At 28.4% G+C, this 23,942-nt stretch carries 25 protein-coding genes, 1 tRNA gene and 1 pseudogene; 6 read left to right on the forward strand and 21 right to left on the reverse strand.

The window, feature by feature from the left end; translation table 11 throughout:
- The first annotated feature begins 87 nt into the window (after positions 1–87).
- Together AC2JAQ_RS09005 and AC2JAQ_RS09010 are read left to right on the forward strand one after the other, a co-directional pair.
- A complete protein-coding gene (locus AC2JAQ_RS09005; protein WP_488456144.1) occupies positions 88–447 on the forward strand; it encodes a GntR family transcriptional regulator in 360 nt (119 codons plus the stop codon).
- 31 nt (positions 448–478) lie between these two features.
- A complete protein-coding gene (locus AC2JAQ_RS09010; RefSeq protein WP_488456145.1) occupies positions 479–1,591 on the forward strand; it encodes a DUF5808 domain-containing protein in 1,113 nt (370 codons plus the stop codon).
- 23 nt (positions 1,592–1,614) lie between these two features.
- Here AC2JAQ_RS09010 and AC2JAQ_RS09015 read toward each other — a convergent pair whose 3' ends face one another.
- From AC2JAQ_RS09015 to AC2JAQ_RS09025, 3 genes are all read right to left on the reverse strand, one after another.
- On the reverse strand, positions 1,615–1,941 hold the full coding sequence (locus AC2JAQ_RS09015; protein WP_488456146.1) for a hypothetical protein: 327 nt from the start codon (positions 1,939–1,941) through the stop codon (positions 1,615–1,617).
- A 95-nt stretch (positions 1,942–2,036) separates the two neighbouring features.
- Positions 2,037–2,624, reverse strand: coding sequence for a class D sortase (locus AC2JAQ_RS09020; RefSeq protein WP_488456147.1), 588 nt, complete (start codon positions 2,622–2,624; stop codon positions 2,037–2,039).
- A 69-nt stretch (positions 2,625–2,693) separates the two neighbouring features.
- A tRNA-Leu gene (locus AC2JAQ_RS09025) sits at positions 2,694–2,780 on the reverse strand.
- 248 nt (positions 2,781–3,028) lie between these two features.
- Here AC2JAQ_RS09025 and AC2JAQ_RS09030 point away from each other — a divergent pair.
- Complete coding sequence (locus AC2JAQ_RS09030; protein ID WP_488456148.1) at positions 3,029–3,970, forward strand: DUF6414 family protein; 942 nt, start codon at positions 3,029–3,031, stop codon at positions 3,968–3,970.
- Between the two features lie 41 nt (positions 3,971–4,011).
- Here AC2JAQ_RS09030 and AC2JAQ_RS09035 read toward each other — a convergent pair whose 3' ends face one another.
- Positions 4,012–4,881 carry a methionyl aminopeptidase gene (locus AC2JAQ_RS09035; RefSeq protein ID WP_488456149.1) on the reverse strand — a complete coding sequence of 290 codons (870 nt, stop codon included), beginning with the start codon at positions 4,879–4,881 and terminating at the stop codon, positions 4,012–4,014.
- A gap of 331 nt (positions 4,882–5,212) precedes the next feature.
- A complete protein-coding gene (locus AC2JAQ_RS09040; protein WP_488456150.1) occupies positions 5,213–5,809 on the reverse strand; it encodes a zinc dependent phospholipase C family protein in 597 nt (198 codons plus the stop codon).
- A gap of 99 nt (positions 5,810–5,908) precedes the next feature.
- On the opposite strand from AC2JAQ_RS09040, the gene AC2JAQ_RS09045 reads away from it, so the two are divergent.
- Positions 5,909–6,829 (forward strand): hypothetical protein, encoded by a 921-nt coding sequence (locus AC2JAQ_RS09045; RefSeq protein WP_488456151.1) that lies wholly within the window; start codon positions 5,909–5,911, stop codon positions 6,827–6,829.
- Positions 6,830–6,893: 64 nt separating this feature from the next.
- Here the strand turns inward: AC2JAQ_RS09045 and AC2JAQ_RS09050 are convergent, their stop codons facing one another.
- The 10 genes from AC2JAQ_RS09050 to AC2JAQ_RS09095 all read right to left on the reverse strand — a co-directional run bounded on the left by AC2JAQ_RS09050 (position 6,894) and on the right by AC2JAQ_RS09095 (position 17,915).
- The gene (locus tag AC2JAQ_RS09050) at positions 6,894–7,583 is read right to left on the reverse strand and encodes a hypothetical protein (protein ID WP_488456152.1); all 690 of its coding nucleotides are present in this window, start codon (positions 7,581–7,583) and stop codon (positions 6,894–6,896) included.
- Between the two features lie 83 nt (positions 7,584–7,666).
- Positions 7,667–7,969, reverse strand: coding sequence for a hypothetical protein (locus AC2JAQ_RS09055; RefSeq protein ID WP_423238919.1), 303 nt, complete (start codon positions 7,967–7,969; stop codon positions 7,667–7,669).
- A 122-nt stretch (positions 7,970–8,091) separates the two neighbouring features.
- Positions 8,092–8,235 (reverse strand): hypothetical protein, encoded by a 144-nt coding sequence (locus tag AC2JAQ_RS09060; protein WP_488456153.1) that lies wholly within the window; start codon positions 8,233–8,235, stop codon positions 8,092–8,094.
- Positions 8,236–8,730: 495 nt separating this feature from the next.
- The gene (yihA, locus tag AC2JAQ_RS09065; protein WP_423238917.1) at positions 8,731–9,324 is read right to left on the reverse strand and encodes a ribosome biogenesis GTP-binding protein YihA/YsxC; all 594 of its coding nucleotides are present in this window, start codon (positions 9,322–9,324) and stop codon (positions 8,731–8,733) included.
- Positions 9,324–11,654, reverse strand: a complete 2,331-nt coding sequence (gene lon / locus AC2JAQ_RS09070) for an endopeptidase La (protein WP_488456154.1) — start codon at positions 11,652–11,654, stop codon at positions 9,324–9,326. Before lon ends, yihA begins: the two co-directional genes overlap by 1 nt.
- Before the next feature lie 122 nt (positions 11,655–11,776).
- Entirely contained in the window at positions 11,777–13,489 is a 1,713-nt protein-coding gene (lonB, locus tag AC2JAQ_RS09075; RefSeq protein WP_488456155.1) for an ATP-dependent protease LonB, read from the reverse strand.
- A 104-nt stretch (positions 13,490–13,593) separates the two neighbouring features.
- A complete protein-coding gene (clpX, locus tag AC2JAQ_RS09080; protein ID WP_488456156.1) occupies positions 13,594–14,901 on the reverse strand; it encodes an ATP-dependent Clp protease ATP-binding subunit ClpX in 1,308 nt (435 codons plus the stop codon).
- A gap of 39 nt (positions 14,902–14,940) precedes the next feature.
- Positions 14,941–15,525: an ATP-dependent Clp endopeptidase proteolytic subunit ClpP gene (gene clpP / locus AC2JAQ_RS09085; RefSeq protein ID WP_423238913.1), complete on the reverse strand. Its 585-nt coding sequence runs from the start codon at positions 15,523–15,525 to the stop codon at positions 14,941–14,943.
- Positions 15,526–15,714: 189 nt separating this feature from the next.
- The gene (tig, locus tag AC2JAQ_RS09090; RefSeq protein ID WP_488456157.1) at positions 15,715–17,001 is read right to left on the reverse strand and encodes a trigger factor; all 1,287 of its coding nucleotides are present in this window, start codon (positions 16,999–17,001) and stop codon (positions 15,715–15,717) included.
- A gap of 125 nt (positions 17,002–17,126) precedes the next feature.
- Positions 17,127–17,915, reverse strand: coding sequence for a sugar phosphate isomerase/epimerase family protein (locus AC2JAQ_RS09095; RefSeq protein WP_488456158.1), 789 nt, complete (start codon positions 17,913–17,915; stop codon positions 17,127–17,129).
- A gap of 203 nt (positions 17,916–18,118) precedes the next feature.
- Here AC2JAQ_RS09095 and AC2JAQ_RS09100 point away from each other — a divergent pair, with 203 nt between their 5' ends.
- Complete coding sequence (locus AC2JAQ_RS09100) at positions 18,119–19,705, forward strand: DEAD/DEAH box helicase (protein WP_488456159.1); 1,587 nt, start codon at positions 18,119–18,121, stop codon at positions 19,703–19,705.
- A gap of 36 nt (positions 19,706–19,741) precedes the next feature.
- On the opposite strand, the gene AC2JAQ_RS09105 is transcribed toward AC2JAQ_RS09100, so the two are convergent.
- Positions 19,742–20,002 (reverse strand): hypothetical protein, encoded by a 261-nt coding sequence (locus tag AC2JAQ_RS09105; RefSeq protein WP_488456160.1) that lies wholly within the window; start codon positions 20,000–20,002, stop codon positions 19,742–19,744.
- Positions 20,003–20,202: 200 nt separating this feature from the next.
- Here AC2JAQ_RS09105 and deoD point away from each other — a divergent pair, with 200 nt between their 5' ends.
- Positions 20,203–20,910 carry a purine-nucleoside phosphorylase gene (gene deoD, locus AC2JAQ_RS09110; RefSeq protein WP_488456161.1) on the forward strand — a complete coding sequence of 236 codons (708 nt, stop codon included), beginning with the start codon at positions 20,203–20,205 and terminating at the stop codon, positions 20,908–20,910.
- A 42-nt stretch (positions 20,911–20,952) separates the two neighbouring features.
- On the opposite strand, the gene AC2JAQ_RS09115 is transcribed toward deoD, so the two are convergent.
- The 5 genes and pseudogenes from AC2JAQ_RS09115 to AC2JAQ_RS09135 form a co-directional block, all read right to left on the reverse strand.
- Positions 20,953–21,708: a TcaA 3rd/4th domain-containing protein gene (locus AC2JAQ_RS09115; protein WP_488456162.1), complete on the reverse strand. Its 756-nt coding sequence runs from the start codon at positions 21,706–21,708 to the stop codon at positions 20,953–20,955.
- 12 nt (positions 21,709–21,720) lie between these two features.
- Positions 21,721–21,819, reverse strand: a pseudogene (locus AC2JAQ_RS09120) (hypothetical protein); the annotation flags it as partial.
- Positions 21,820–21,821: 2 nt separating this feature from the next.
- Positions 21,822–22,238 (reverse strand): TcaA second domain-containing protein, encoded by a 417-nt coding sequence (locus AC2JAQ_RS09125; RefSeq protein ID WP_488456163.1) that lies wholly within the window; start codon positions 22,236–22,238, stop codon positions 21,822–21,824.
- A gap of 11 nt (positions 22,239–22,249) precedes the next feature.
- Positions 22,250–22,594: a hypothetical protein gene (locus AC2JAQ_RS09130; RefSeq protein ID WP_488456164.1), complete on the reverse strand. Its 345-nt coding sequence runs from the start codon at positions 22,592–22,594 to the stop codon at positions 22,250–22,252.
- Between the two features lie 268 nt (positions 22,595–22,862).
- Positions 22,863–23,771 (reverse strand): exonuclease domain-containing protein, encoded by a 909-nt coding sequence (locus tag AC2JAQ_RS09135; protein ID WP_488456165.1) that lies wholly within the window; start codon positions 23,769–23,771, stop codon positions 22,863–22,865.
- Positions 23,772–23,942 lie beyond the last annotated feature (171 nt).

Raw genomic sequence — 23,942 nt, forward strand, 5'->3', positions numbered from 1 at the left:
AAAAACAATTATAATGTAGTATTTCATTTACATACAATACTCCATTTGTTATATTATATATATAACAATATTTAGGAGGTAATTTCATTGATTATTGAATTAGATTTTGAAAGTGATATCCCTATATATATACAGTTAAAAAATGAAATAATAAAATTATTAGCAAATAAAACTCTAGTTAACGGAGATTCATTGCCCTCAGTAAGATCCTTCGCCTCTCAACTTGGTATAAATCTTCATACAGTAAATAAAACCTATACACTCTTAAAAGATGAAGGCTACATAAAACTAGATAGGCGTACTGGAGCCGTTGTTTCTATTGACTTCTTATCTAATGAAAAGTTTAAAGAAAAATTAAAAACAGATATGCAGAATTATATAAATGAATGCATTGTTAGAAATATCTCTAAAGAAGATTTTATAAAAATTGCTGAGTCACTTTTTTAAAATGAGAAATATCTTTTATTAGGAGGAGAATATGGACTACACTATATCCTTTTTATTTATATTATTTGATTTCTTTATCTTTTACTTTTTAGGTGCATATGTAAATAAATTTTCAGATCAAGGAATCATATTTGGAATTAGGGTTCCTATAGAATTTAGAAGCAATCCTAAAATTAAATTAATAGAAAAGATTTATAAAAGACATTGTTTAATATACTGCTTAATCGCTACGGCAATAGCATTAATTATTAGTATCTTCAATCATCCAGCATCTATAATTGTTCATATATATATACTTTTATTTGCAATTACAATTCCTTATATAAAAGCAAATAAAGCTATGAAAAGAATAAAAAAAGAACTTGGATGGAAAGTTTTATCTAAAAATAAAATAATATTATCTATTGATAATAAAAAAGAAAAGGTTACTTTAAATCTTTGGTGGTTTTCCATTCCTATTTATTTAGGCATAGTAAATTTATTAGAAGTACTTACTTTTTATCCTAAGCAAATTACAGAAATTCCTATGCATTTTGACTTTTCAGGCAATATAACAAGCTACGCTAGTTCAAATTTAATAGGAACAAAAATTTCTGTCTATATGCTACCTGTTTTTTCACTATTTACTACGTTACTTTCATTGTTTATAATAAAGTATTTTGTAAAAAAAGGAACTAGATTAAATGGCGGAACAATTGCTTCTCTAATCAAAGAAAAAAAAGTTTTTAAACGAGAAATATCATCAATGTTATTTTTCACATCATTAAGTATTAGCTCATTGTTTGTGTTTCTAACATCTGTAATTTTAAACTTAATTAAAGTTAATAAAGAAATTTTTACTGCTGTAAACATCTTATTCTTAATTTTAATATTATTAATACCTTTAATATTTATATTTAGAATATTAAAATCAAGAAAACACCTAATAAGTACTAATGATTGTGAACTTTATAGAGATGATGATGACTTATATAAATTAGGTTTATTTTATTATAATCCTAATGATCCAGCTATTATGGTTGAAAAACGTGTTGGTCTTGGTTATGACTTTAATTATGCTACCTTACCTGCAAAAATATTTGTTATAATAATATGTTTAATTCTTTTAATCTCTTTAATAACTCCATTTCTTTACTCAAAATAAAAAGAGGACAATTTGTCCTCTTTTTATTTTTCTCCTTTAAGTCTACTTCTTCTATGTTTATCCGTTTTAAAAGTAAGACTAACTATAAATAATATTATAACACCCACATAACAAATTAAATATAATCCCATAGATAGATTACTCATAAAAACTAAATACATAGCTGTAATTATAATTCCACAAATGCCAATTCTTTTAAGTGTATCTCCTAATATACAACTTACATATTCTAAATCATCTTTTTCTTTATCAAATCCTGATAAAAGATTGGCTAACTTTTTTTCTTTTACCTTCTTTCCTATGAAGATATTGAAAACACTTAGTAATAATAATAAAATAGCTATGACCATAATCCCCTCCAAATACCATTTTATTTAATTATACCATAATTTAACATAACTTTCTCGCACTACCAATTAAGCTTTATTAAAGATTTTTTTAATTTTTATTCAATTAAAACTCCTTTTACAACAAGTCTATTTTTCGCCCTATTAGTACATGTTACTAAAGTTATTTCCTTTCCTTCACCTTTTTCTAATAAAGTAAAATCTGTTGGCTCTATAACTTTCTTTTTAAAAATCTTATATTTATATATCTTGTTTTTATAATTTAATTCTATAACATCGCCTATTTCTAATTCATTTAAATTTTCAAATATACTTCCATAAACATTATTATGAGCCCCTAAAACACAATTCCCATCTTCACCTGGTAAAGAGGAATTTTCAAAATGAGCTATAGAATATTTTAAATTTTCATCAGATATCCCCTCTACTATTGGAGATAAAAGATTAATTTTCTTTATTTCTAGTAATCCCCATATATTTTCTTTATTTATATTTTTCTTTTCTTCCTTTAAAGAATCTGAAGTATCATCAGTTATACTTAAACTATTCTCATACTCTTTTATCAATGCTTTTTCTTTTTCTTGTCCTTTATAATTTAAATATAATATGCTACTAGTTATAAATAAGCCCACTATAAAAACTATTAATATTCCTATATTAATAATTAGTTTTTTTTTATTTTTCAAATTATTTCCTCCAGAACTTATAATTTTATAATTGACTATAAAAAAAACACCTGAGAATCCTCAGATGTTTGGTGCCGAAGACGGGACTCGAACCCGTACGAGTGTTAGCCCGGCGGATTTTGAGTCCGCTGCGTCTGCCAATTCCGCCACTTCGGCGTGAACATTTTTATTATATATCAATTGTACAATTTTGTCAACACAATAATTCCCATATAATTCATATTATATACTTCAACATAATCATTTATCATAATATAATAAATGATATTTTATTACTTGCTTAATAAAAAATAATATCTTCTCTTTCCTCAATCTATTATTACTTTGTTACCTTAACTATTCATAGTAAATAAATATTTATAATATAATTTATAATAGCATCATATTAAGTTAGGAGAATAATAATGAATGATCTTTTAAACCTCTTTATATACATAGATGAATACTTAATTAAAAGCTTATCATCTGTATATCTGAATGGATTTATAGATATACGAACTTCTAGAAGAATATGTGATAACACCTTAGCTGGAAGGATTCATTTAGATGAAAATAATAAAATATTTTGCAGTGATGGAAAAAGTAGAATTTACAATAAGGGTTTTAAAACTAATAATAAATCAAATGATTTTAATGAAACAACTTTTTATGGAAATGATCGAAGTGTAGAAAGCAGAATATTTGGAAGAACTGAAGAAGAGATAAAGAGAATTTTTACTACCTTTGAAATACACAATAATATGATTACGAGAATGACTGATTCAAATGCACTAAAAGATATAAATGACATCTCCTTTGTTAATTCAAATATTTCAGAAGGAGATTATATAAGAATAAAAGGATGTATAACTGAAACCTCAATATCATCCTATTTAGATTCAATCATAAGTTTATTGGAATGTTTTCCTATAGAACTACTTGATTCTCTTTTAGTAGATAAGAACTTAGGTAAGTTAAATTTTTCCATAATATTGAATTTATTAAAATCAATTAAAAATAAACTCTCTTGCACCTCTACTGATGATATAATTATGAATTGTTCTGATTATACAGCAATACTTAATACAAATTCTAAATATTTTTTAAATGGAGATTGCTATGTTTATGATAAATGTAACTGTAATTGTAATGTTTTAGGCAAGGTTATCAAAGTGTGTACGGATGGTAATGACTGTATAAACCTCTTGCGAAAACTTACACAAGAAAATTATTATATTGAGTTACTAAATTCAATTTCTCCTTATTTAGATTTACTAAAAAATCTTGATATACCTATTCCTAAATACCCTGAACCTAAAATTAAATCTCCTACAGTATTGATAGCACCAATAAGTATGTATTTTTAAAGGCTTTCTAGTTTAAATTAGAAAGCCTTTAAAACTTTTTACTATTTAGCTATTATTTCTATTCCATCTTCTGTTACTAATATAGTATGCTCCCATTGAGCTGAAAGAGAACCATCCATAGTCAATGCAGTCCAATCATTATCTGCGTCAACAAATACATCATATTTTCCTTCATTTATCATAGGCTCTATAGTGAATATCATTCCTGGAACTAATATCATTCCTTCTCCTGCATCTCCATAATGATATACAAAAGGATCCTCATGGAATTTTAGCCCTACCCCATGTCCTCCAAAATCTCTTACTACAGAATATCCATTCTTTTCAGCATGCTCTTGAATTGCAGCTCCAATATCTCCTAAGAATCCCCAAGGCTTAACTGCTTCAATTCCTTTTTCTAAGCACTCTTTAGCAACCTTAACTAGTCTTCTAGCATTTTCACTAGCCTCTCCAATAATAAACATTCTTGAAGCATCTGAATAATATCCATTATATATAGTAGAAACATCTACATTTATTATATCCCCTTCTTTAAGGATTATATTTTCATCTGGAATTCCGTGGCAAACTTCATCATTTATTGATGTACAAACGCTTTTAGGGAATCCACCATAATTAAGTGGCGCTGGAATAGCCCCTCTACTTATTGTATAGTCATGTACTATTTTATTTATATCTTCAGTGCTCATTCCTGCCTTTATTTGTTCTCCAACCAAATCTAAGACAGCATTATTTATTTCTGCACTTTTTCTTATTCCTTCTATTTGCTCTTCATTTTTTATTATATCTCTAGTAGGAACTTCAAATCCTTCTCTAGCTAAGTTTTCTATTCTCTCATCAAATTCCATATGACATTTTTTGTATTTCTTCCCACTATTACACCAACATAAATCATTTCTATTAATTTTCATTTTCTTGTCTCCTTATAAAAACTTTAAATACTCCATAAAGTATATATCTATACCTTTAAGTATATACCAAGTTATACTTTTTTCAAGTTTACCCATTCTCTCCTTCCCTAAAAAAGGAATTGTATCAAAACTTTAAGTAAATTAAGTTGTCTTGATACAATTCCTTCTAATTCCTATCTATAAAAAGAGCTATATTTTCTTTTATTGTATTCATTATAATTCATTAAGTTATATATAACTCCTCTTATATTAAATCTTTTGGTTAGTATTATCATAAAACTCTCCTCTCCTTTACCCTTTTTATAATAATATGTAATATTTCTATTCTTTATTAAAAAATAACGTATTTTTCTCTTAAAAGTTCTTTTTTATCATTTTTTTCTATACACTCTAAAATATATCTTGTAACTGAATTAGTAAGATACATAGCGAAAAATAAATCATTATGATAACCATATAGGCTTCTATATTTTTCTAAGGATTTTTTAAAAAAATCATCATAATTAGAATTTCCCAATATCTTATAGCTATCACTTATTATTACCTTTTTATTTAAAACCCTATGTAACTTCTTCTCATATAAAACATGCTTAAGTGTTACGCTTTCTTTAAATCCCCATTCCTCATCATGGGGTAATGAAAAGAAATCACATAGGAAATGACATATTACTCCTAACTCTATACTAAACTTTTCTTTTCCTAATTGATTTATTACATTATAGCTATTTAAACCTGTTAAATAAGATATCTTCTTCTCAATGATATTTTCAAACTGTTTTCTACCATGTTTTTTTAATCTATACTTAGGAGATATGTCTGGTAGAACATTACCTTTTAGGAAACTCTTTTCATCAATTAATTTTTTTCCTCTTCCCTCAATAGTTTTTAATGTATTTTCTCCAATTTCAAGATGAGTTTTATAAAGCATATTAATCACCACCTAAATATATTTTGTTCAAAGTACAAAAAAAAATAACAAATTAATAAAAAATATAATATCTACATATAATCTAATTGAGGTGATTTTATGAGTTCTATGAATAAAAAGCATATAAAAAAATTCACTTATTTTGTACTTATTTTAATTCCTTTTGTTTTAGTAGTTTTCTTTAAAAAAACTCCTACTAAGGCTGTTATTAATGATAATATCCATAAACAAACTGTAAAAGCAGATTTAAATGGTAATGGTGAAGAAGATTATATATATATTGAATTAGAAAACGAACAAAAGTATCACGTTCATACAAGCATTAATGATAAAAACTATGATTTAATTCCAAATAAAAAAATTAATTCTTTAGGTAAATTTTCTTCTAATTGGCCAATGACTTTAAACCTTTTAGATTTAGATAGAAATAATATTCCAGAGATAATGATTCAATCTTCAGAAGAAAATGTTTCCATTCAACATTTATTTAAATGGACTGGAGAGAACTTTGAAAATATTTTTTATTCTACAAATAACATATTAGGTATTATAGATTCAAATAATGGAAAAACTCCAAAGATAATTTCATTTTCTTTAACAGATTCTAAAGAAAATATACAAAAATATATGCTTTTAAATAAAAAACTAAAAAATATATCATATGATTCCATAGAACCTCCTGGATTATACCCTATCATTAGTTTCATAGATATAATCTCATTAGATTATGACCTTTCTGAACTTCCAAATATATTTACAAGTTATATTCCATCCGGGGATTTATCTCAAATATGGCGATTAGAAAAAGAGCTTTATTACTATACATTTCAAGATGCTTTTTTTAGAGATATAGCTTGGAATAATAAAGGGGAAATAATTACTTGTTCATGGAGTATAAATTTCAATAAAATTTCAAAAGAAAACAATAACGCTAAATCACAGGTTAATTTTACAATACAATTAGAAAAAGTTGATGATACTTTTCTTATAAGTTCAATTAATCTTCATTCAAAGAAATAAAAAGAGGGTAAATTAAAATCATATGATTTTAATTTACCCTCTTTATCCATAAATATTTCATATATTAATATGTTATTTTTCCTTCCTTATACATTTTTAAAACTTTATCTAAAAATCTAGCTCTTTGTGGGTCAACAAAATTTCTAAGAGAAAGTAACATAGTAACTATAGGATCTATATTAACACTGTTATTAATATTATTGCTTCTTGAATTATCTTTTCCCCTACTACTTCCACCTAACATATTAGCAAGAGCTCCTAATCCCCCCATGCCACCCATAGGATTCATTGCACCATTTGGTGTCCCTCCTCCACCTAACAATCCCATAAGTGATCCTAAATCTCCCATAGGATTTCCTCCAGCCATAGGGTTACCACCTCCCATCATAGCTGCCAAAGGATTATTATTATTATTATTATTATTATTATTATTATTATTATTATTATTATTATTGTTGTTATTGTTATTATTCATTTTTCCCTTTTCTTCTTTATTATTACTTTGTGAATCTTTTTTTCCTCCCTGTTGATTATTTAACATTGAACTTATAGAACTCATATCAAATCCATTATTCCCCATAGAAGATAAGACTTCAGAAACTTTATTCATATCTATATTCCCAAGACCTAACATCTCTAACATTTGAGGATTTAATCCTCCCATAATATTTCCTTGCCTTGAATTTGAATTAATATTTCCTTGCTTTGAATTTGAATTTTGATTGCTTTTGTTCTTATGTCTACGTTTTGACATCTCCTATCCTCCTTAATATATTTTTAATATGTACTATATTTTTTATTTTTTTAGGAGGGTTAAAAAACCCTCCACATATTATTCTAACAACAATTACAGCCGCAGCTATTTGTATTATTTGTACCACCACATAGCAAGAATAATAAGAATAAGATAAATGCTCTATCATTGCATAATAAGCCTGAGCTTTGTAGTACTAAAAGTGTTGGCAATACTGTACAAGGATCAAATCCTGAGCAATTATTTACTCCTGAAAAATTATTTATTGGACAACAGCAATCTTGTTTCTTACATTTGCATTTGCATTTACCATGCTTGCATTTGCATTTACAACATTTGCATTTACATTTGCAACATTTGCATTTGCAGCATTTTTTTCTACTCATAATGTTCACTCCTTTTTGAATTTCTAAAAACTTTTACTAGCATCCGCAATTGCCGAAGAAACCATCACCGCAGTTATTTCCGAAGCTTCCACCACATAGAACTACTAAAATAATTATCCATATTAACCAGCTACATCCACAGCCGCCGAAGCCTCCCCAATTGTTATTTCCTCCATTGCAGCAGCAACAGCAGTCATCACAACAACAATTATTACAGCAACAACAACAATTATTACCTGAGCCTCCAAATCCGCCCCAGCCGCCAAATCCGCCGCTGCCTCCAAATCCACCACAACATAAAAGTAGTAGCCAGATTAAAGTCCATATTCCACCGCCGCAGCCGAAGCCGAAGCCACCATTTCCGAAACCACAATCTCTTCTTCTGTCGAAATCACAATCCCTAAAAAGTCTGTCTAAATCACAACAACATCTTCTAGATCTGGATCTAGAGACTCTTCTTGATCTAGATCTATCGCAATCACGATCATCTCTCCAATTATTATCTGATATTCCTTCTAAGATTTCATTTAAATCCATAAAATTTGCCTCCATATATTTTCTTTATACTATATAGTATTCTGACTTATATTTTTTGACACTTATTTATGGAATATTTTCTATATTTTGTAATATTTTTTTATAGCTTAGCATATACTTCAAAAAAAAATAGCCATGAAAGCATAATCCTTCATGGCTATCTTTTAATATTATATTCTCAAAGCTTCTAAAAGGTTAACTATATAATAGTTGCTCTTATAAATTTAATTTTCTTCCACTAAATCATCAAATAGATAATCTACAAGTTCATCTTTTCCTTTTTTATTTAATGAAGAGAAAAACTTTAATTTATAATCTTTAGGTAATCCTAAAGTTTCTTTTATAAGCTTCTCACTTTTTCCTATTTGGTTATTAGATATTTTATCACTTTTTGTTGCAATAACTACAACTTCATATCCATAATGCTTTATCCATTCATACATCTGAACGTCATCAGCAGTAGGTTTATGTCTACAATCTACTAATAAAACAACCTTTTTTAAAGGTGCTCTATTTAATAAATATCTTTCTATTGTAGCTCCCCAAGATGCTTTTTCCTTTTTAGATACTTTAGCATATCCATATCCAGGCAAATCAACTAGATAAAAGTCTTTATTTAGTAAGAAAAAGTTTATTAATCTAGTTTTTCCTGGAGTTTGGCTCACCTTTGCTAATCCTCTTCTATTTGTTAATGAATTGATTATAGAAGACTTACCAACATTTGATCTACCAACAAAAGCAATCTCAGGTAAATTGTCATCAGGATATTGCTCTCTTTTAACCGCTGATATTATAAATTCCGAACTTTTTATTTTCATTATTTTTCAACTCCAACCAATGCATTCTTTAATACATCATCAATTTTATCTGCAAGTATTATATTTAAACTATCCTTAACTATCTTAGGAAGTTTAATAACATCTTTTTCATTTTCCTTAGGAACTATAACTGTATCAATTCCAACTCTTCTTGCGGCTAAACATTTTTCCTTTAACCCACCAATAGCTAAAACTTTTCCAGTTAAAGTTATTTCTCCTGTCATAGCAACATTATGCTTAACTTTTTTGCCAGTTAAGGCTGATACTAAGGCAGTAGTCATAGTAACCCCAGCAGAAGGCCCATCCTTAGGCACAGCTCCTTCTGGAGCATGTATGTGAATATCCTTCTTAGAATAAAATTCATCTTTTATCCCTAACTCTTTCATATGAGCTCTAACATAAGAGTATGCTGCTCTTGCAGATTCTTTCATTACATCTCCAAGTTGACCTGTAAGTTCTAATCTTCCTTTACCGTCCATGACCATTACTTCTACAGGTAGAGTATCTCCACCATAAGCTGTCCAAGCCATTCCTGTTACTACTCCAACTTTATCCTCTTTATCAATCTCTTCATAGCTAAATATCTTTGGTCCTAAATATTTTTCAACTAGCTTTGTGGATATATTTAGCTTTTCCTTATTCTTTTCTATTATATCCTTTATTCCTTTTCTTATAACATTAGCTATCTGTCTTTGAAGATTTCTTACTCCTGACTCTCTTGTATAACTATCTATAATAAGCTTTAAAGCTGAATCAGATATGTTTATTTTTTTACTACTTACTCCATGTTCTTTTAAAACCTTTGGTACTAAGTATTTTTTAGCTATTCTAAATTTTTCTTCATAAGTATATCCTGATACCTCAATTAATTCCATTCTATCTAAAAGAGGTCTTGGAATACCATCTAAAGAGTTTGCTGTTGTTATAAACATAACCTCTGATAAATCTACATCAACTTCTAAATAATGGTCTCTAAAAGTTTTATTTTGTTCACTATCAAAAACTTCTAATAAGGCATCGGCTGGATTTCCTTTAAAATCCATTCCTAATTTATCAATTTCATCTAATAAGAATACTGGATTCATACTTTTAGCTTCTTTTAAACCTGTAACTATTCTTCCAGGAATTGCACCAACGTAAGTTCTTCTATGACCTCTTATATCTGCTTCGTCTCTAACTCCACCTAAAGACATTCTTACAAAATTTCTATTTAATGAAGTAGCCACACTTTTAGCTATAGAAGTCTTACCTACTCCTGGAGGCCCAACTAAACAAAGAATAGGTCCTCTTAAGGAATTACTTATTTGTTTTACAGCTAAATACTCAAGTATTCTATCCTTTACATCCTTTAATCCATAATGATCTTTATCTAATACTTTTCTAGCTTCTTTTATATTTAAAGTATCCTTAGTAAACTCTCCCCAAGGCATGTCTAATAAATTTTCTAAGTAAGTTCTTGTAACTCCGCCATCTTGTGAATATGGTGATGAAGCTTTAAGTTTTGAGATTTCATATTGAGCTTTTTCTTTAATTTGGTTTGGTAACTTTTTCTCTTCTATTGTTTTCTCAAACTCAATTATAGCCTTCTTATTATCATCCTCTTCTCCAAGTTCCTCTTGGATAACCTTTATTTGCTCTCTTAAATAGTATTCTCTTTGTCCTTTATCAAGTTTCTTCTTAACCTTAGTACCTATTCTTTTTTCTATCTTAGCTACTTCAATTTCTTGTTTCACATAGAATATTAATTTTTCCATTCTTTCCTTAAGGTTTAAAGTTTGAAGAATATCTTGCTTGTCCTCTTGTTTTACAAGAACATATGAAGAAATTAAATCAGTAACCTTATTTAAGTCTTTTTCTTCTTCTAGATTATCAAATAAATCAACACCATTTATTCCACTGCTTGCAGTAATATCTAAAAATTCAAAAAAGTCATCTTTTAACTTTCTTGATAAAGCTTCAATTTCATGGTCAACTTCATTATCAATATCTATTTTTTCTATTGATGCTTCAAGTAATTCCTCTTTATCAAAGAATTCATCCATCTTTGCTCTTTCAATACCTTCTACTAAAACTCTTATGGTATTTTTGGGCATTTTTACAATTTGCTTTATTTCACAGATTGTACCTATATTAAAGATGTCATCTTCACTTGGATTGTCAATTTCTATATCCTTTTGAGCTGCTAAAAATATTTTTTGGTCTCCTGCCATAGCTTTTTCAACAGCTTCTATTGACTTTTTCCTACCAACGTCAAAGTATATAACCATATTAGGAAATACAGTTAAACCTCTTAGAGGAATTAAAGGAAGAATTAATTTATCTTCTTTCATAAATATCCCCTCCAAAAAAAATTAATAACTATATATTATGTAAATATATAGCCTTTAACAAGTATACACATATTACAAGTTTTTTTCAACCTTAATTAAGTACATAAAAGAAAACTAACACATTAAGTGTTAGCTTTCTGTGCAGATTCTGCATTTAATGCGCCAGCACTAAAGAATGCTGCATTATCATTAATTGTCAAATTATCCTCTTGAACACTTTCTTCTTCAAAAAGTGCAAGTTTTAAAACCTCTTCAATTCCTTTAACTCCTACTATCTTTATACCATCAATATCTCTTGTTACACTACTTAAATTTTCCTTGGGAACTATGACTAATTCTGCCCCTGCTCTCTTTGCAGCTAAGATTTTAGCATTAACTCCACCTATTGGCTTGACTTTTCCTTTTATTGATATTTCTCCAGTCATGGCGACTCTATTACTTACAGGAATCTCCTTTATTGCACTATATATAGCTGTTGCTATACTTATACCAGCTGATGGTCCATCTACTGGTATTCCTCCTGGGAAATTAACATGTATATCATATTCCCTTGAATTTAGATTAAATATATTATCTAAAACAGTTAATACATTTTGCACAGAACAATATGCAGTGCTCTTTCTCTTTATTTTTTTCTCTCCACCTCCTAACTCTTCATCATCCACTATTCCCGTAATCTTTATATTTCCAACATTATTTTTTGAAGCTTTAGCTGTAGCTTCTATCTCCATTAACGCCCCATTATTGGCACCATATACAGCCAAACCATTTACATATCCAATCTCTGGTTTATCATTTATCATTCTTTCCATTCTCGGATTATATTGACCATTTTCAATAACCCAATAAATATCACTTTCTTTTATATAATCCCTATTTTCATTTATAGCAAGACCAGAACACAATTGAACTAAATTAATAACCTCTCTTCCATTAGTACAATATCTAGCTACTATATCTAATCCTTCATCACTTATTCTATATCCAACTTTTTTAGTTGCATTTAAAGCAATTTCTCTAATCTCTTCAACAGTTAATCCTCTAAAAAATATCTCTACACACCTTGATCTTATAGCTGGAACAATTTCTTCTGGACTTCTTGTAGTAGCTCCAATCAATCTAAAATCTGCTGGTAACCCATTATCAAATATCTCTTTTATGTATCTAGGTGTATTAGGATCTTCTGAACTATAATAAGCTGAATCTAAGAAGACTTTTCTATCTTCTAAAACCTTTAGAAGCTTATTTAATTCAATTGGGTGCAATTCTCCTATTTCATCTATAAAAAGCATTCCTCCATGAGCCTTAGTTACCGCTCCAGGTTTAGGTTGAGGCACTCCTGCTATCCCTAAAGAACCAGCCCCTTGATATATAGGGTCGTGTACAGATCCTATTAAAGGATCTGCTATACCTCTCTCATCAAACCTTAGAGTTGTTGCATCAATTTCAATAAACTTAGAATCCTTGTTAAAAGGAGAGGATACCATTTTTTTTGCTTCTTCTAAGATTATTCTTGCGGCTGCTGTTTTACCTACCCCTGGAGGACCATATATTATTACATGCTGTGGATTTGGCCCACATAATGCAGCTTTAAGAGCCTTTATACCTTTTTCTTGCCCGATTATTTCTTCTAATTTACTCGGTCTACTCTTCTCAGTTAAAGGTTCTGTTAACTTTATCATCCTTAATTTATTTAACTTTTCCATTTCTTTTTCATTCTCTTTTTCTAATACACTGTTATTTTTCTTCTTATTATTAACCGAATTACTCATATATACAAAAAATAAAACTGATATAAGCAATTGCAATAACATTATAAATGTATAACTATTCATCTTTAATACCTCCCGTTCTTTAAGGTTAGTATTTACTTATTAATGTGATTATATTCCAAAAAATCCATAAAAAAAAGATGCATACTAGTACGCATCTTTTTTTATTAAGCAGTTTCTATATCTTTTCTACTTTTACTTTTCTTTTCAGTTCTTAAAGTTGGTCTAACTTCTCCTTCAGGAAGTTTCTCAACTTCAGGTTCTTTTCTATCTTTTATTGTTTCCTCTGTTATAGTAGCTTTTACTATACTTTCTTCTGATGGTATTTCAAACATTATATCCATCATAGTTTCTTCTACTATAGCTCTTAATCCTCTAGCACCTGTTTTTCTATTTATAGCTTCATCTGCAATAGCTTTTAAAGCTTCTTCTGTAAAGTCTAGCTTTACATTATCAAGTTCAAATAGCTTTTTGTATTGTTTAACTAAAGCATTCTTTGGCTTAGTTAAAATACTTACTAGAGCTTCATTATCTAGAGCTTCTAAAGTTACAAGAACTGGTAATCTACCAACAAACTCTGGTATTAAACCGAATTTTAATAAATCTCCAGGCATTATATCCTTTAAAAGTTCTCCAACATTCTTTTCACTCTTACCTTTAACTTCAGCGCCAAATCCTATAGAACTCTTAGTGCCTCTTTTTTCTATTATTTTATCTATTCCATCAAAAGCTCCACCACAAATAAATAAAATATTTGAAGTATTAATTTGTATAAACTCTTGATGTGGATGCTTTCTTCCACCTTGTGGTGGTACTGAAGCTGTTGTTCCTTCTAATATTTTTAGTAAGGCTTGTTGAACACCCTCTCCTGAAACATCTCTTGTAATAGATGGATTTTCTGATTTTCTAGCAATCTTATCTATCTCATCTATATATATTATACCTTTTTCAGCTCTCTCAACGTCATAATCTGCATTTTGAATTAGCTTTAGAAGTATATTTTCAACATCTTCACCAACATATCCTGCCTCTGTTAATGTTGTAGCATCTGCTATAGCAAATGGAACATTTAACATTTTAGCAAGAGTTTGTGCAAGTAGTGTCTTACCTGAACCAGTAGGACCTAATAAAAGTATGTTACTTTTTTGTAGTTCAACATCATCTTCTGCCTTATTAGCATTTATTCTCTTATAGTGATTATAAACAGCTACTGCTAAAGATTTCTTAGCTCTATCTTGACCAACAACATATTGATCTAAATAGTCTTTGATTTCTTGTGGCTTTGGAAGATTACTTGCTTCTAAAGGTGATGCTTGTGTATTTCCCTCAAATTCATCTTCTATAATTTCTGAACAAAGTTCTATACATTCATCACATATATACACACCAGGACCTGCGATTAATCTCTTAACCTGTTCCTGATTTTTACCACAAAAAGAACATCTTAATTGCTTTTTATCTTCGAATTTTCCCATCTCATCCACCTCAACTTTCAATAAGACTTAAGTTGTAGATTATTTTCTTTCTATAACTTTATCTATTAATCCATATTCTACTGCTTCTGATGCTTCCATGAAATAATCTCTCTCAACATCTATCTTTATTTTTTCAAGAGGTTGATTTGTATTTTCACTTAAGATTTGATTTAATTTATCTTTTATCTTTAATATTCTCTTAGCATGAATATCTATATCAGTTGCTTGACCTTGGAATCCACCTAAAGGTTGATGTATCATTATTTCAGCATTCGGTAATGCGAATCTTTTTCCTTTTGCACCTGAAGATAATAAGAATGCTCCCATAGAAGCAGCCATACCAATACAGATTGTAGATACATCAGGCTTTATATACTGCATAGTATCATAAATTGCCATTCCTGAAGTTATAGAACCTCCTGGCGAATTTATGTAAAGATGTATATCTTTATCTGGATCTTCGCTTTCTAAGAATAATAATTGTGCAACAACAAGGTTAGCCGTTACATCATTAACCTCTCCACTTAACATTATTATTCTATCTTTTAATAATCTTGAGAATATATCGTAACTTCTTTCACCTTTGTTTGTTTGTTCAACTACCATAGGTACTAAATTGCTCATGAAATTCCCTCCTTTTAAAAAACTCTAATTATAATATTGCCATATATATCATAAAAACATACATTATCATAATTATTATATAAAAAAAATAGTGATTTGTTAATTATTCTTTTTTCAAATAAACTTTTAATTTTAAAATAATTGCCAAGAAATACTTCCTGGCAATTATCTGAAAGTTTGTTTATTTTATTATTTTAAAGATTCAAATAACATTTTTAAAGTTTTTTCTCTTTTAACGTCTAACTCTAAAGCTTCTTTTTGAGCGTTTAATAAAAGCTCAACCATTTTTTCTGTTTCTGCTCCGTTTGAGTACATTTTAGCAACTTCTTCAGCTTTTGCTTTTAACTCTTCTTCAGTAGCTTCTATAGCTTCTGCTTTAGTTATAGCATTCATAACTAAGTCAGTTTTAACTTTTCTCTCAGCATTTTCTTTCATGTAAGACTTCATTTTGTCTTCAGTGCTTCCAGTAAACTCATAGTATTGCTCTAAGCTTAGTCCTTGTTGTCCTAATCTCATTTCTAAGTCTCTTACCATGTTTTCAACTTCTCTGTTTATCATAGCTTCTGGAATCTCAACTGTTGCATTGTCAACTACAGTGTTTATAACTTTCTCTTCCATTTCTCTTTTAGCTCTTAATTCGTTAGCTTTTACAGCTTTTTCTTTTAAGTCAGCCTTTAATTCCTCTAAAGTATCAAATTCTGAAACTTCTTTAGCAAACTCATCATCTAAAGCTGGCATTTCTTTAACTTTTATTTCTTTTACAGTTACTTCGAATTTAGCTGGTTTTCCGTTTAAATCTTCTTTTCCATAAGCTTCTGGGAATGTTACATTAACATCTTTGCTTTCTCCAACTTTTAATCCAACTAATTGCTCTTCGAAGTTATCTATGAAACTTCCTGAACCTATTTCTAATGGATAATCTTTTCCTTCTCCACCTTCGAATGCTACATCATCGATAAATCCTTTGAAATCTATAACTGCGATATTTCCGTTTTCAACTGTTCCTTCTTCTTTAGTTTCAACTCTAGCATTTCTAGCTTGCATATCAGCTAATTGCTTTTCTATATCTTCGTCTTTAACTTCGTAAGATATTTCTTCAACTTCTAATCCTTTGTAATCTCCTAAAGTAACTTCTGGATAAGTAGTAACTTTAGCTTTGTAAACTAAGTCTTTTCCTTCTCCAACTTCTACAACTTCGATTTGTGGATAATCAACTGGTCTTATGTTGTTCTCATCTAAAGCAACTCCATAAGTTTTATCTATACAAGTGTTTATTGCATCATCAAATAAAACTTCTACTCCATAGAATTTTTTAACCATATTCATTGGAACTTTTCCTTTTCTGAATCCTGGTATGTTAAACTTCTTTGAGTTTTTATTGTAAGACTTCTTTAACGCCTCGTTAAAGTCTTTAGCATCAACTTTAATTTCTAATTCTACAACATTTGTGTCTATTTTGTTCATTTTAGCTTCCATTGTATATTCCTCCTGTAAATAGCCTTTTAATTCATCTTTCATGAATTAACCTAGGCAATTATAACATATAATTTCTTTTTTTATCAAATATTTCTTTAATTTTATTCTTACATTTATACATTTTATCATACTAGCAAATTTTTTTCTATAAAATATTTGACATCTTTTAATTCTTCATATTTTTTAAAATTTTCTCTATAAACTTCAATTATTAATGGACCTTTGTATTTTATGTTTTTTAATTTCTCAAATATAGGTTTATAATCAACATTCCCCTTACCTGGAAGCAAACAAATATTTTTTTCATCCCTATCATTTATATGAAAATTAATCAAATCATTTCCCATGATATCAATATAATCAAGAGGATTTTTATTGCTTTTATATGCTTGTTTTATATCACAAGTAAATTTAATATCATATTTAATATGATTTTTTAAAAGTTCTAAAAATTCCATTTCTGATGACATACACCAAGAAACATTTTCCTGTGATAAATATATATTGTTTTCTCTTGCAATATAAGCTAACTCATTGTATATTTCTAAGACTTTTTCCTTATTAATAGTATGGAGTTCTCTTTTTCTCATACCATGAAAAGTATAAGATGAAGCCTCTAACTTACTAGTTGCTTTGCATATCTTTTTATATATAGATAAGGCATCTTTTCTTCTCCTTTTATACTCATCAAATAAATAAGGCTCATACATAGATGAAAAAAAATGTACTGATTTTATGTTAAAATTATTTTTTTCTTTTTCTTCCATTAACTTATATAAAAATTTATCACTATATTCATAATAAGTATTTAAAAATAATTCTCCTGTATCGAAATCCAATCCTTTCATTATTTTAATAGATTTTTCTAATTCGAAATCTGGATAAAAACATGCTGAAGAAATTCCTATTTTCAAATCTATTCCTCACTCTCCTTCTTAATCTATATTATTATAACTTATAGTAAACATTTAAATAAACTTTTTAATTCTTATTTTAATAATATCATTTGCTTATATGGAGATACTATGTTATGATAAGCTTTGTTTGATTGTGAGAATTTTTAAAGAATAAAATAAATTTAAAAAACTAAAATACACGAAAAGAAAGAGGATAAAGAATGAACAATATAAAATTTGATGACTTAGGTCTTAAGGAAAGCTTACTTAAAGCTATAAAAGATATGGGATTTGAAGAACCATCTCAAATACAAGCTGAGAGTATTCCTGTAGCCCTAGAAGGACACGATATAATCGGTCAAGCTCAAACTGGTACTGGTAAAACAGCTGCTTTTGGATGCGCTATAATAAACAATGCTGATTTTTCAGGAAAAAAGAAAACTCCTAAAGCACTTATTTTAGCACCAACTAGAGAGCTTGCTATACAAGTAAATGAAGAACTTGTAAGACTTGGTAAGCACGAAAGACTTTCAGTTTTACCAATATACGGTGGTCAACCAATAGATAGACAGATTAGAGCTTTAAAAAATGGTGTTGATATAGTGGTTGGAACACCTGGTAGAGTATTAGACTTAATAAGAAGAAAGAGTTTACCTCTTAACGATATAGGATTCCTAGTGTTAGACGAAGCTGACGAGATGTTAAACATGGGATTCATTGATGATTTAGAAGAAATTGTTAAATCACTAAAAACTGATAGACAAACACTTTTATTCTCTGCTACTATGCCTCCGCAAATAAAGAAATTAGCTAGAAATTACATGAAAGAAGATACTAAGCACATCGCAATAAAGAAAAGTTCTTTAACAGTTTCAAAAATAGAACAATTTTATTTTGAAATAAAACATAGAGATAGATTTGAAACTCTTTGTAGAGTTTTAGATTTTGATGAACCAAATGCTGCGATAATTTTCTGCAAAACAAAAAAAGGTGTTGACGAAGTTGTAGAAAAAATGCAAGCTAGAGGATATATGGTTGAAGGTATGCACGGAGATATGAGCCAAAACCATAGACTTCAAACTTTAAGAAAATTCAAAGAAGGAAGCTTAGACTTCTTAGTTGCTACTGATGTTGCAGCTAGAGGAATAGACGTTGAAAGCGTAACTCACGTTATAAACTACGATCTACCACAAGACAATGAAAGTTATGTACATAGAATCGGAAGAACAGGTAGAGCTAACAGAGAGGGAGTTGCTTATTCTTTAGTTACTCCAAAAGAATATATGATGCTTAAGCAAATACAAAAGCATACTAAGAGTAAAATAATAAGAAAAGCTGTACCTACAGTTGATGAAATATTCCAAAATAAACATAATAACATAATAAATAATGTAAAATCTACTATAGAAGAAGCTTCAGAAGATTTCCAAAAGTTTATTCCAATAGCTACTCAATTAGATGAAGATTATAGCTTAGTAGATGTTGCAGCTGCTCTTTTAAAAATAGTATTTGATAAAGAATCTTCTTTTGATTACACTTCAAATTCTATAGAAGCTCCTGTAATGGACGAAACTAGATTATTTATGTCTGTTGGAAGAAGAGATGGTATAACTCCTAAATCTCTTGTTAATTTCTTAAAAGAGACTGCTAGAATAAGTCCTAAACAAGTTGGAGATATAGATATAAAAGAAAACTTCTGCTTTGCTAACGTTGATGCTGATGCAGTAAATAATATAATGAAAAAATCAATGGGTAAAAAACTTAACAAAAGAACTGTTAATATAGAAGTTGCTAAAAAAAGAAAATAATATAAAAAAATACATACTCATATGAGTATGTATTTTTTATTTATTCTTACAACAACAAGATCCTGTTGAACATCCACATCCCTTTGAGGAACACCCTCCTTGGCATCCGCCCTTTGAAGAACATCCTCCACAAGTTCCATTTGCTTTTTTAGGACACCCTCCTCTACTAGCACAACAACTTTTCTTGAAACCTAACTCTTCAAGTTCTTCCTCACTTAAATATTTTAATGGAAATTCATTTTCACCCAGACTTTCATACTCTGGTGTATCCTTAATAATGTTTCTATCTATATTCATCAAAATTATCACCTCGTTTATTTTTCTTTTAAAAGAAAAGATAAAATTTAATAATAAATTACTATTACTTAATAATATAACATAAGAAATTAGGATTAACTACTTAAATAAAATTTTAAATTTTTATAAATTTTAGCATTTTTTCTATATTTGTGTTAGAATTTATTTACAAAAACATTTACATTACGAGGAGGTACATTATGAGTGTTCATATAGGTGCAAAAGAAGGACAAATAGCTGAAACTATTTTATTACCTGGAGATCCATTAAGAGCCAAATTTATAGCTGAAACTTTTTTAGAAAATCCAGTTTGCTATAATAATGTTAGAGGTATGTTAGGATACACAGGAACATATAAAGGTAAAAGAATATCAGTACAAGGTACTGGCATGGGTGTTCCTTCAATTTCTATTTACGTTAATGAACTTATAAGAGATTATGGAGTTAAAAACTTAATAAGAGTAGGTACCGCTGGTGGTATGCAGGAAGATATAAAGGTTAGAGATTTAGTTTTAGCAATGTCATCTCATACTGATTCTGCAATAAATAAAGTTAGATTTAACGGTTTAGATTTCGCTCCAACAGCCTCATTTAAACTTTTAAAAGCAGCTTATGATACTGCTGTTCAGAAAGGATATGAGCCTAAGGTTGGTAGCGTATTCACAGCTGATAGTTTCTATAATGATAATCCAGAAGCATGGAAACAATGGGCTAAATTTGGTACTTTAGCTGTTGAGATGGAAACCGCAGCTTTATATACTCTAGCCGCTAAATATGGAGTTAATGCTTTAACAATACTTACTATAAGTGATCATTTAATAACAGCGGAAGAAACTACTGCCGAAGAGCGTCAAACAACATTTACTAAAATGATGGAAGTTGCTCTTGATGCCGCTATAACTCTATAAAATAATAAAAAAACAGATTGAAAAATCAATCTGTTTTTTTTATTATTGGTTATTATTCTCTTCTTCTAATCCTGGTAAAGAAAAGTCCTGAACATTATATACTACCCATTTTCCATTTTCATATTTCATCTTTGTGAAAAAATTCTTCTGCATATCCTCACTCTTAACATTTATTCCTAGTATTTTCTTCTTTATTTTATAAGATACATTCACAACAATATTAGCTTGATATAATCCATGATTGCGCTCTATAGAACTATTTTCCATCTTAATCTGTAAATCACTTATATCATAGTCATTCTTTAAAAAGAAATATTTTTGACTTAATATTGAGTATACATTTTCTTTAACATCCGCTGTAGCATCTTTTATATCATTTTTATCCTCTGAATTTAAAGATTGAAAAACACTACTGTAGAATTCCTTAACAACTTTTTCCACATCATCTTTGATAACTGTATTCTTTAAATCTAATTCTATTTTTATATCTGGATGATCTTTTACATATACCTTCTCACTATCTATTTCTCCCCAAGGAGTATTACATTTAATAGTTAAATAAGTTGAACCATCCTTTGGAAAAGGTCCTACATCTTTAAAGTCTCTAACCTTTATTCCTGAATCTTCTCCATTTATATAAACATTACTATCATCAAAGCTACTTTTTACTGTAACCAATACTCCATTTAATGGTATATCAACTTTGTTATCATCCATAAAAATTATACTTTTTTCTTCTACTAGATTGGAATTATATGCTTTCTTTTCAACCTTAAGATCATAAATACCTGGAATCAAATTAGGAATTTCTAAACTTCCAGAACTATTTGTTGTCCCTATAAAATTATTGTTTAAATATACACTTGCTTCTTGGAAGTTTGATGATACAAGTAAATCTTTTTTTTCTATTACTACATACCATTTTTCACCCCAGAAACCTTTCTAGATTCTAATTTTGTTGAATATACTTCTTCTCCATTCTCTAAAGAATGAATAAGTTTATTTACTCTAGCTTTATCTTCTTTAAAAAAATTAATATATGGAGTTAATTCTTCTTTTGTTATTCCTGAATTTTTATCTCCCTCTTCTATTAAATTCATTAAAGCTCTTTCATTCCCTTTATTCAAAGAATTAGCTAATTGTTCTATAACATCACTTCTTTTGCTACTAACATTGCCATATAGAAATACTATAATCCCAATTAAGGATATAAGACATAGAATGATTATTTTAGGATCTTTTTCCTTTATAATCTTATTTTTTCCCTTTTTGAAAAAATTAGAAACTTTATGACCTACCTCTTTAATATTCTCCTTTAATTTATCCATATGTTAAAAGCTTACTCCTCTAGTAAATTTATAATCCACTTATTACATGCTGTACATTTATAAACTTGTATTCCAAAAGGATATAGCATTTGATCTTTAAACTTATCATAATCATTTCTTAATTCATCTAATGAATAAAATTCATCATCTTCAGTTATAGCTCCAACTAACTCACATATATAATTTTCTTTAGTCTTAAAACAGCAGTCATTTTCATCTGTACACTCTATTTTTTCTAGTTTTAATTCATTTTGAAAATCCTGTAATATAGGTATTATATCTTGAAATTCATTTATATCATCTTGAAAATCCTTTTCTAAAAAATCCACTCCACTTATAGTAAATAATTTATTCATTTAACCACCTCTAATTTTCTAATTAACTTTAATAAGTTTATTATTACATAAATCAATTAATTTTTCTAACTTATTTCAATATAATAAATTTTACTTTAAATAAAGAAATTCTTCAACTTAAATAAAAAGATACTCTTTAAGATAATATTTTTTATCAATCTATTTTATCTTCTAATATTCATTATATAAAAAGAACTTATATAAAGACACTTTTTATAAGCGTTCATTATACAAGTTTCAGTTTATCACTTGGATACCTATTCTTACTTTATTCTATTATTGATAAAAATTCTTCTTCACCTATAATTTTAATATCAAAATTTTCTTTTATTAGCTTTTCAGCCTTTTTTAATTTAACACTTTTTTCAGATTCCTTTAATTTCTCTAATTCTTTAATACCTGTAATTAAATAATTTGTTTTTTTGCTAACAGAGCTAGAAACAAATCCTCCACATCTTATTACATTGCCTATAGCTTCCCCTCTAGACATTGAACTTAGAGGTCCAGTAAAAACTACATTCTTGCATCTTAAAGAAAACTTTCCTTCTTTCTTATTTTCTTTAAGTTTTAGATTACTTAAATATCTACATTCTCCCTTTTTACCTGAAGGCTTATATCCCTTATCATAAACAGCTCCTATTCTAATTGCAAGCTTATCTGAAAGTTCTTCAACAGAGCTAATTTCTAAGTCTTTACATATATTAATAAGTATATTAGCACAAGCTTTAGCATCCTCTCCTGCATGGTGATGAGAAAATTCAAAGCCTAAAGCTTCACTGACAGTTCCTAACTTATGATTTGGTAAATTTTTATAATAATTTTTTGCCATAACAACAGTACAAGCATATTCAAAATCTGGATAAGGTATGCTATAAAAATCTAAAGTTTTTCTAAGTACACTAATATCAAATGCCGCATTGTGCGCAATTACTAAATTGCCATCTATATAATCTTTTATTTCTTCCCAAATTTCATCAAAAGTCTTTTCTTGTTCTACATCCTCCGGTCTAATTCCATGTATCCATATATTCATAGGCTGAAATCTCATCTCGCAAGGTTTTATTAAAAAATATTTTTCATCAACAATTTTATTATTTTTAACAATAGTCAATCCAATAGAACAAGCACTATTTCTTTTCTCGTTAGCAGTTTCAAAGTCTATTGCAACAAAATCCATTTTTGTCCGTCTCCCTTTCTATGTACAATAAATAATATTATATCATATTTTCTTTTGCTGTTTTTAATTATTTAAGTTTAATTTAAAATTAAAAGACCTTACTAAAGAAAATATTTTAAAATGCTAATTTTAAAATTAGCATTTAAAAAAAATCCTCAATTTTAGTAAGAT

The sequence above is a fragment of the Clostridium sp. LIBA-8553 genome (genome assembly GCF_057782465.1).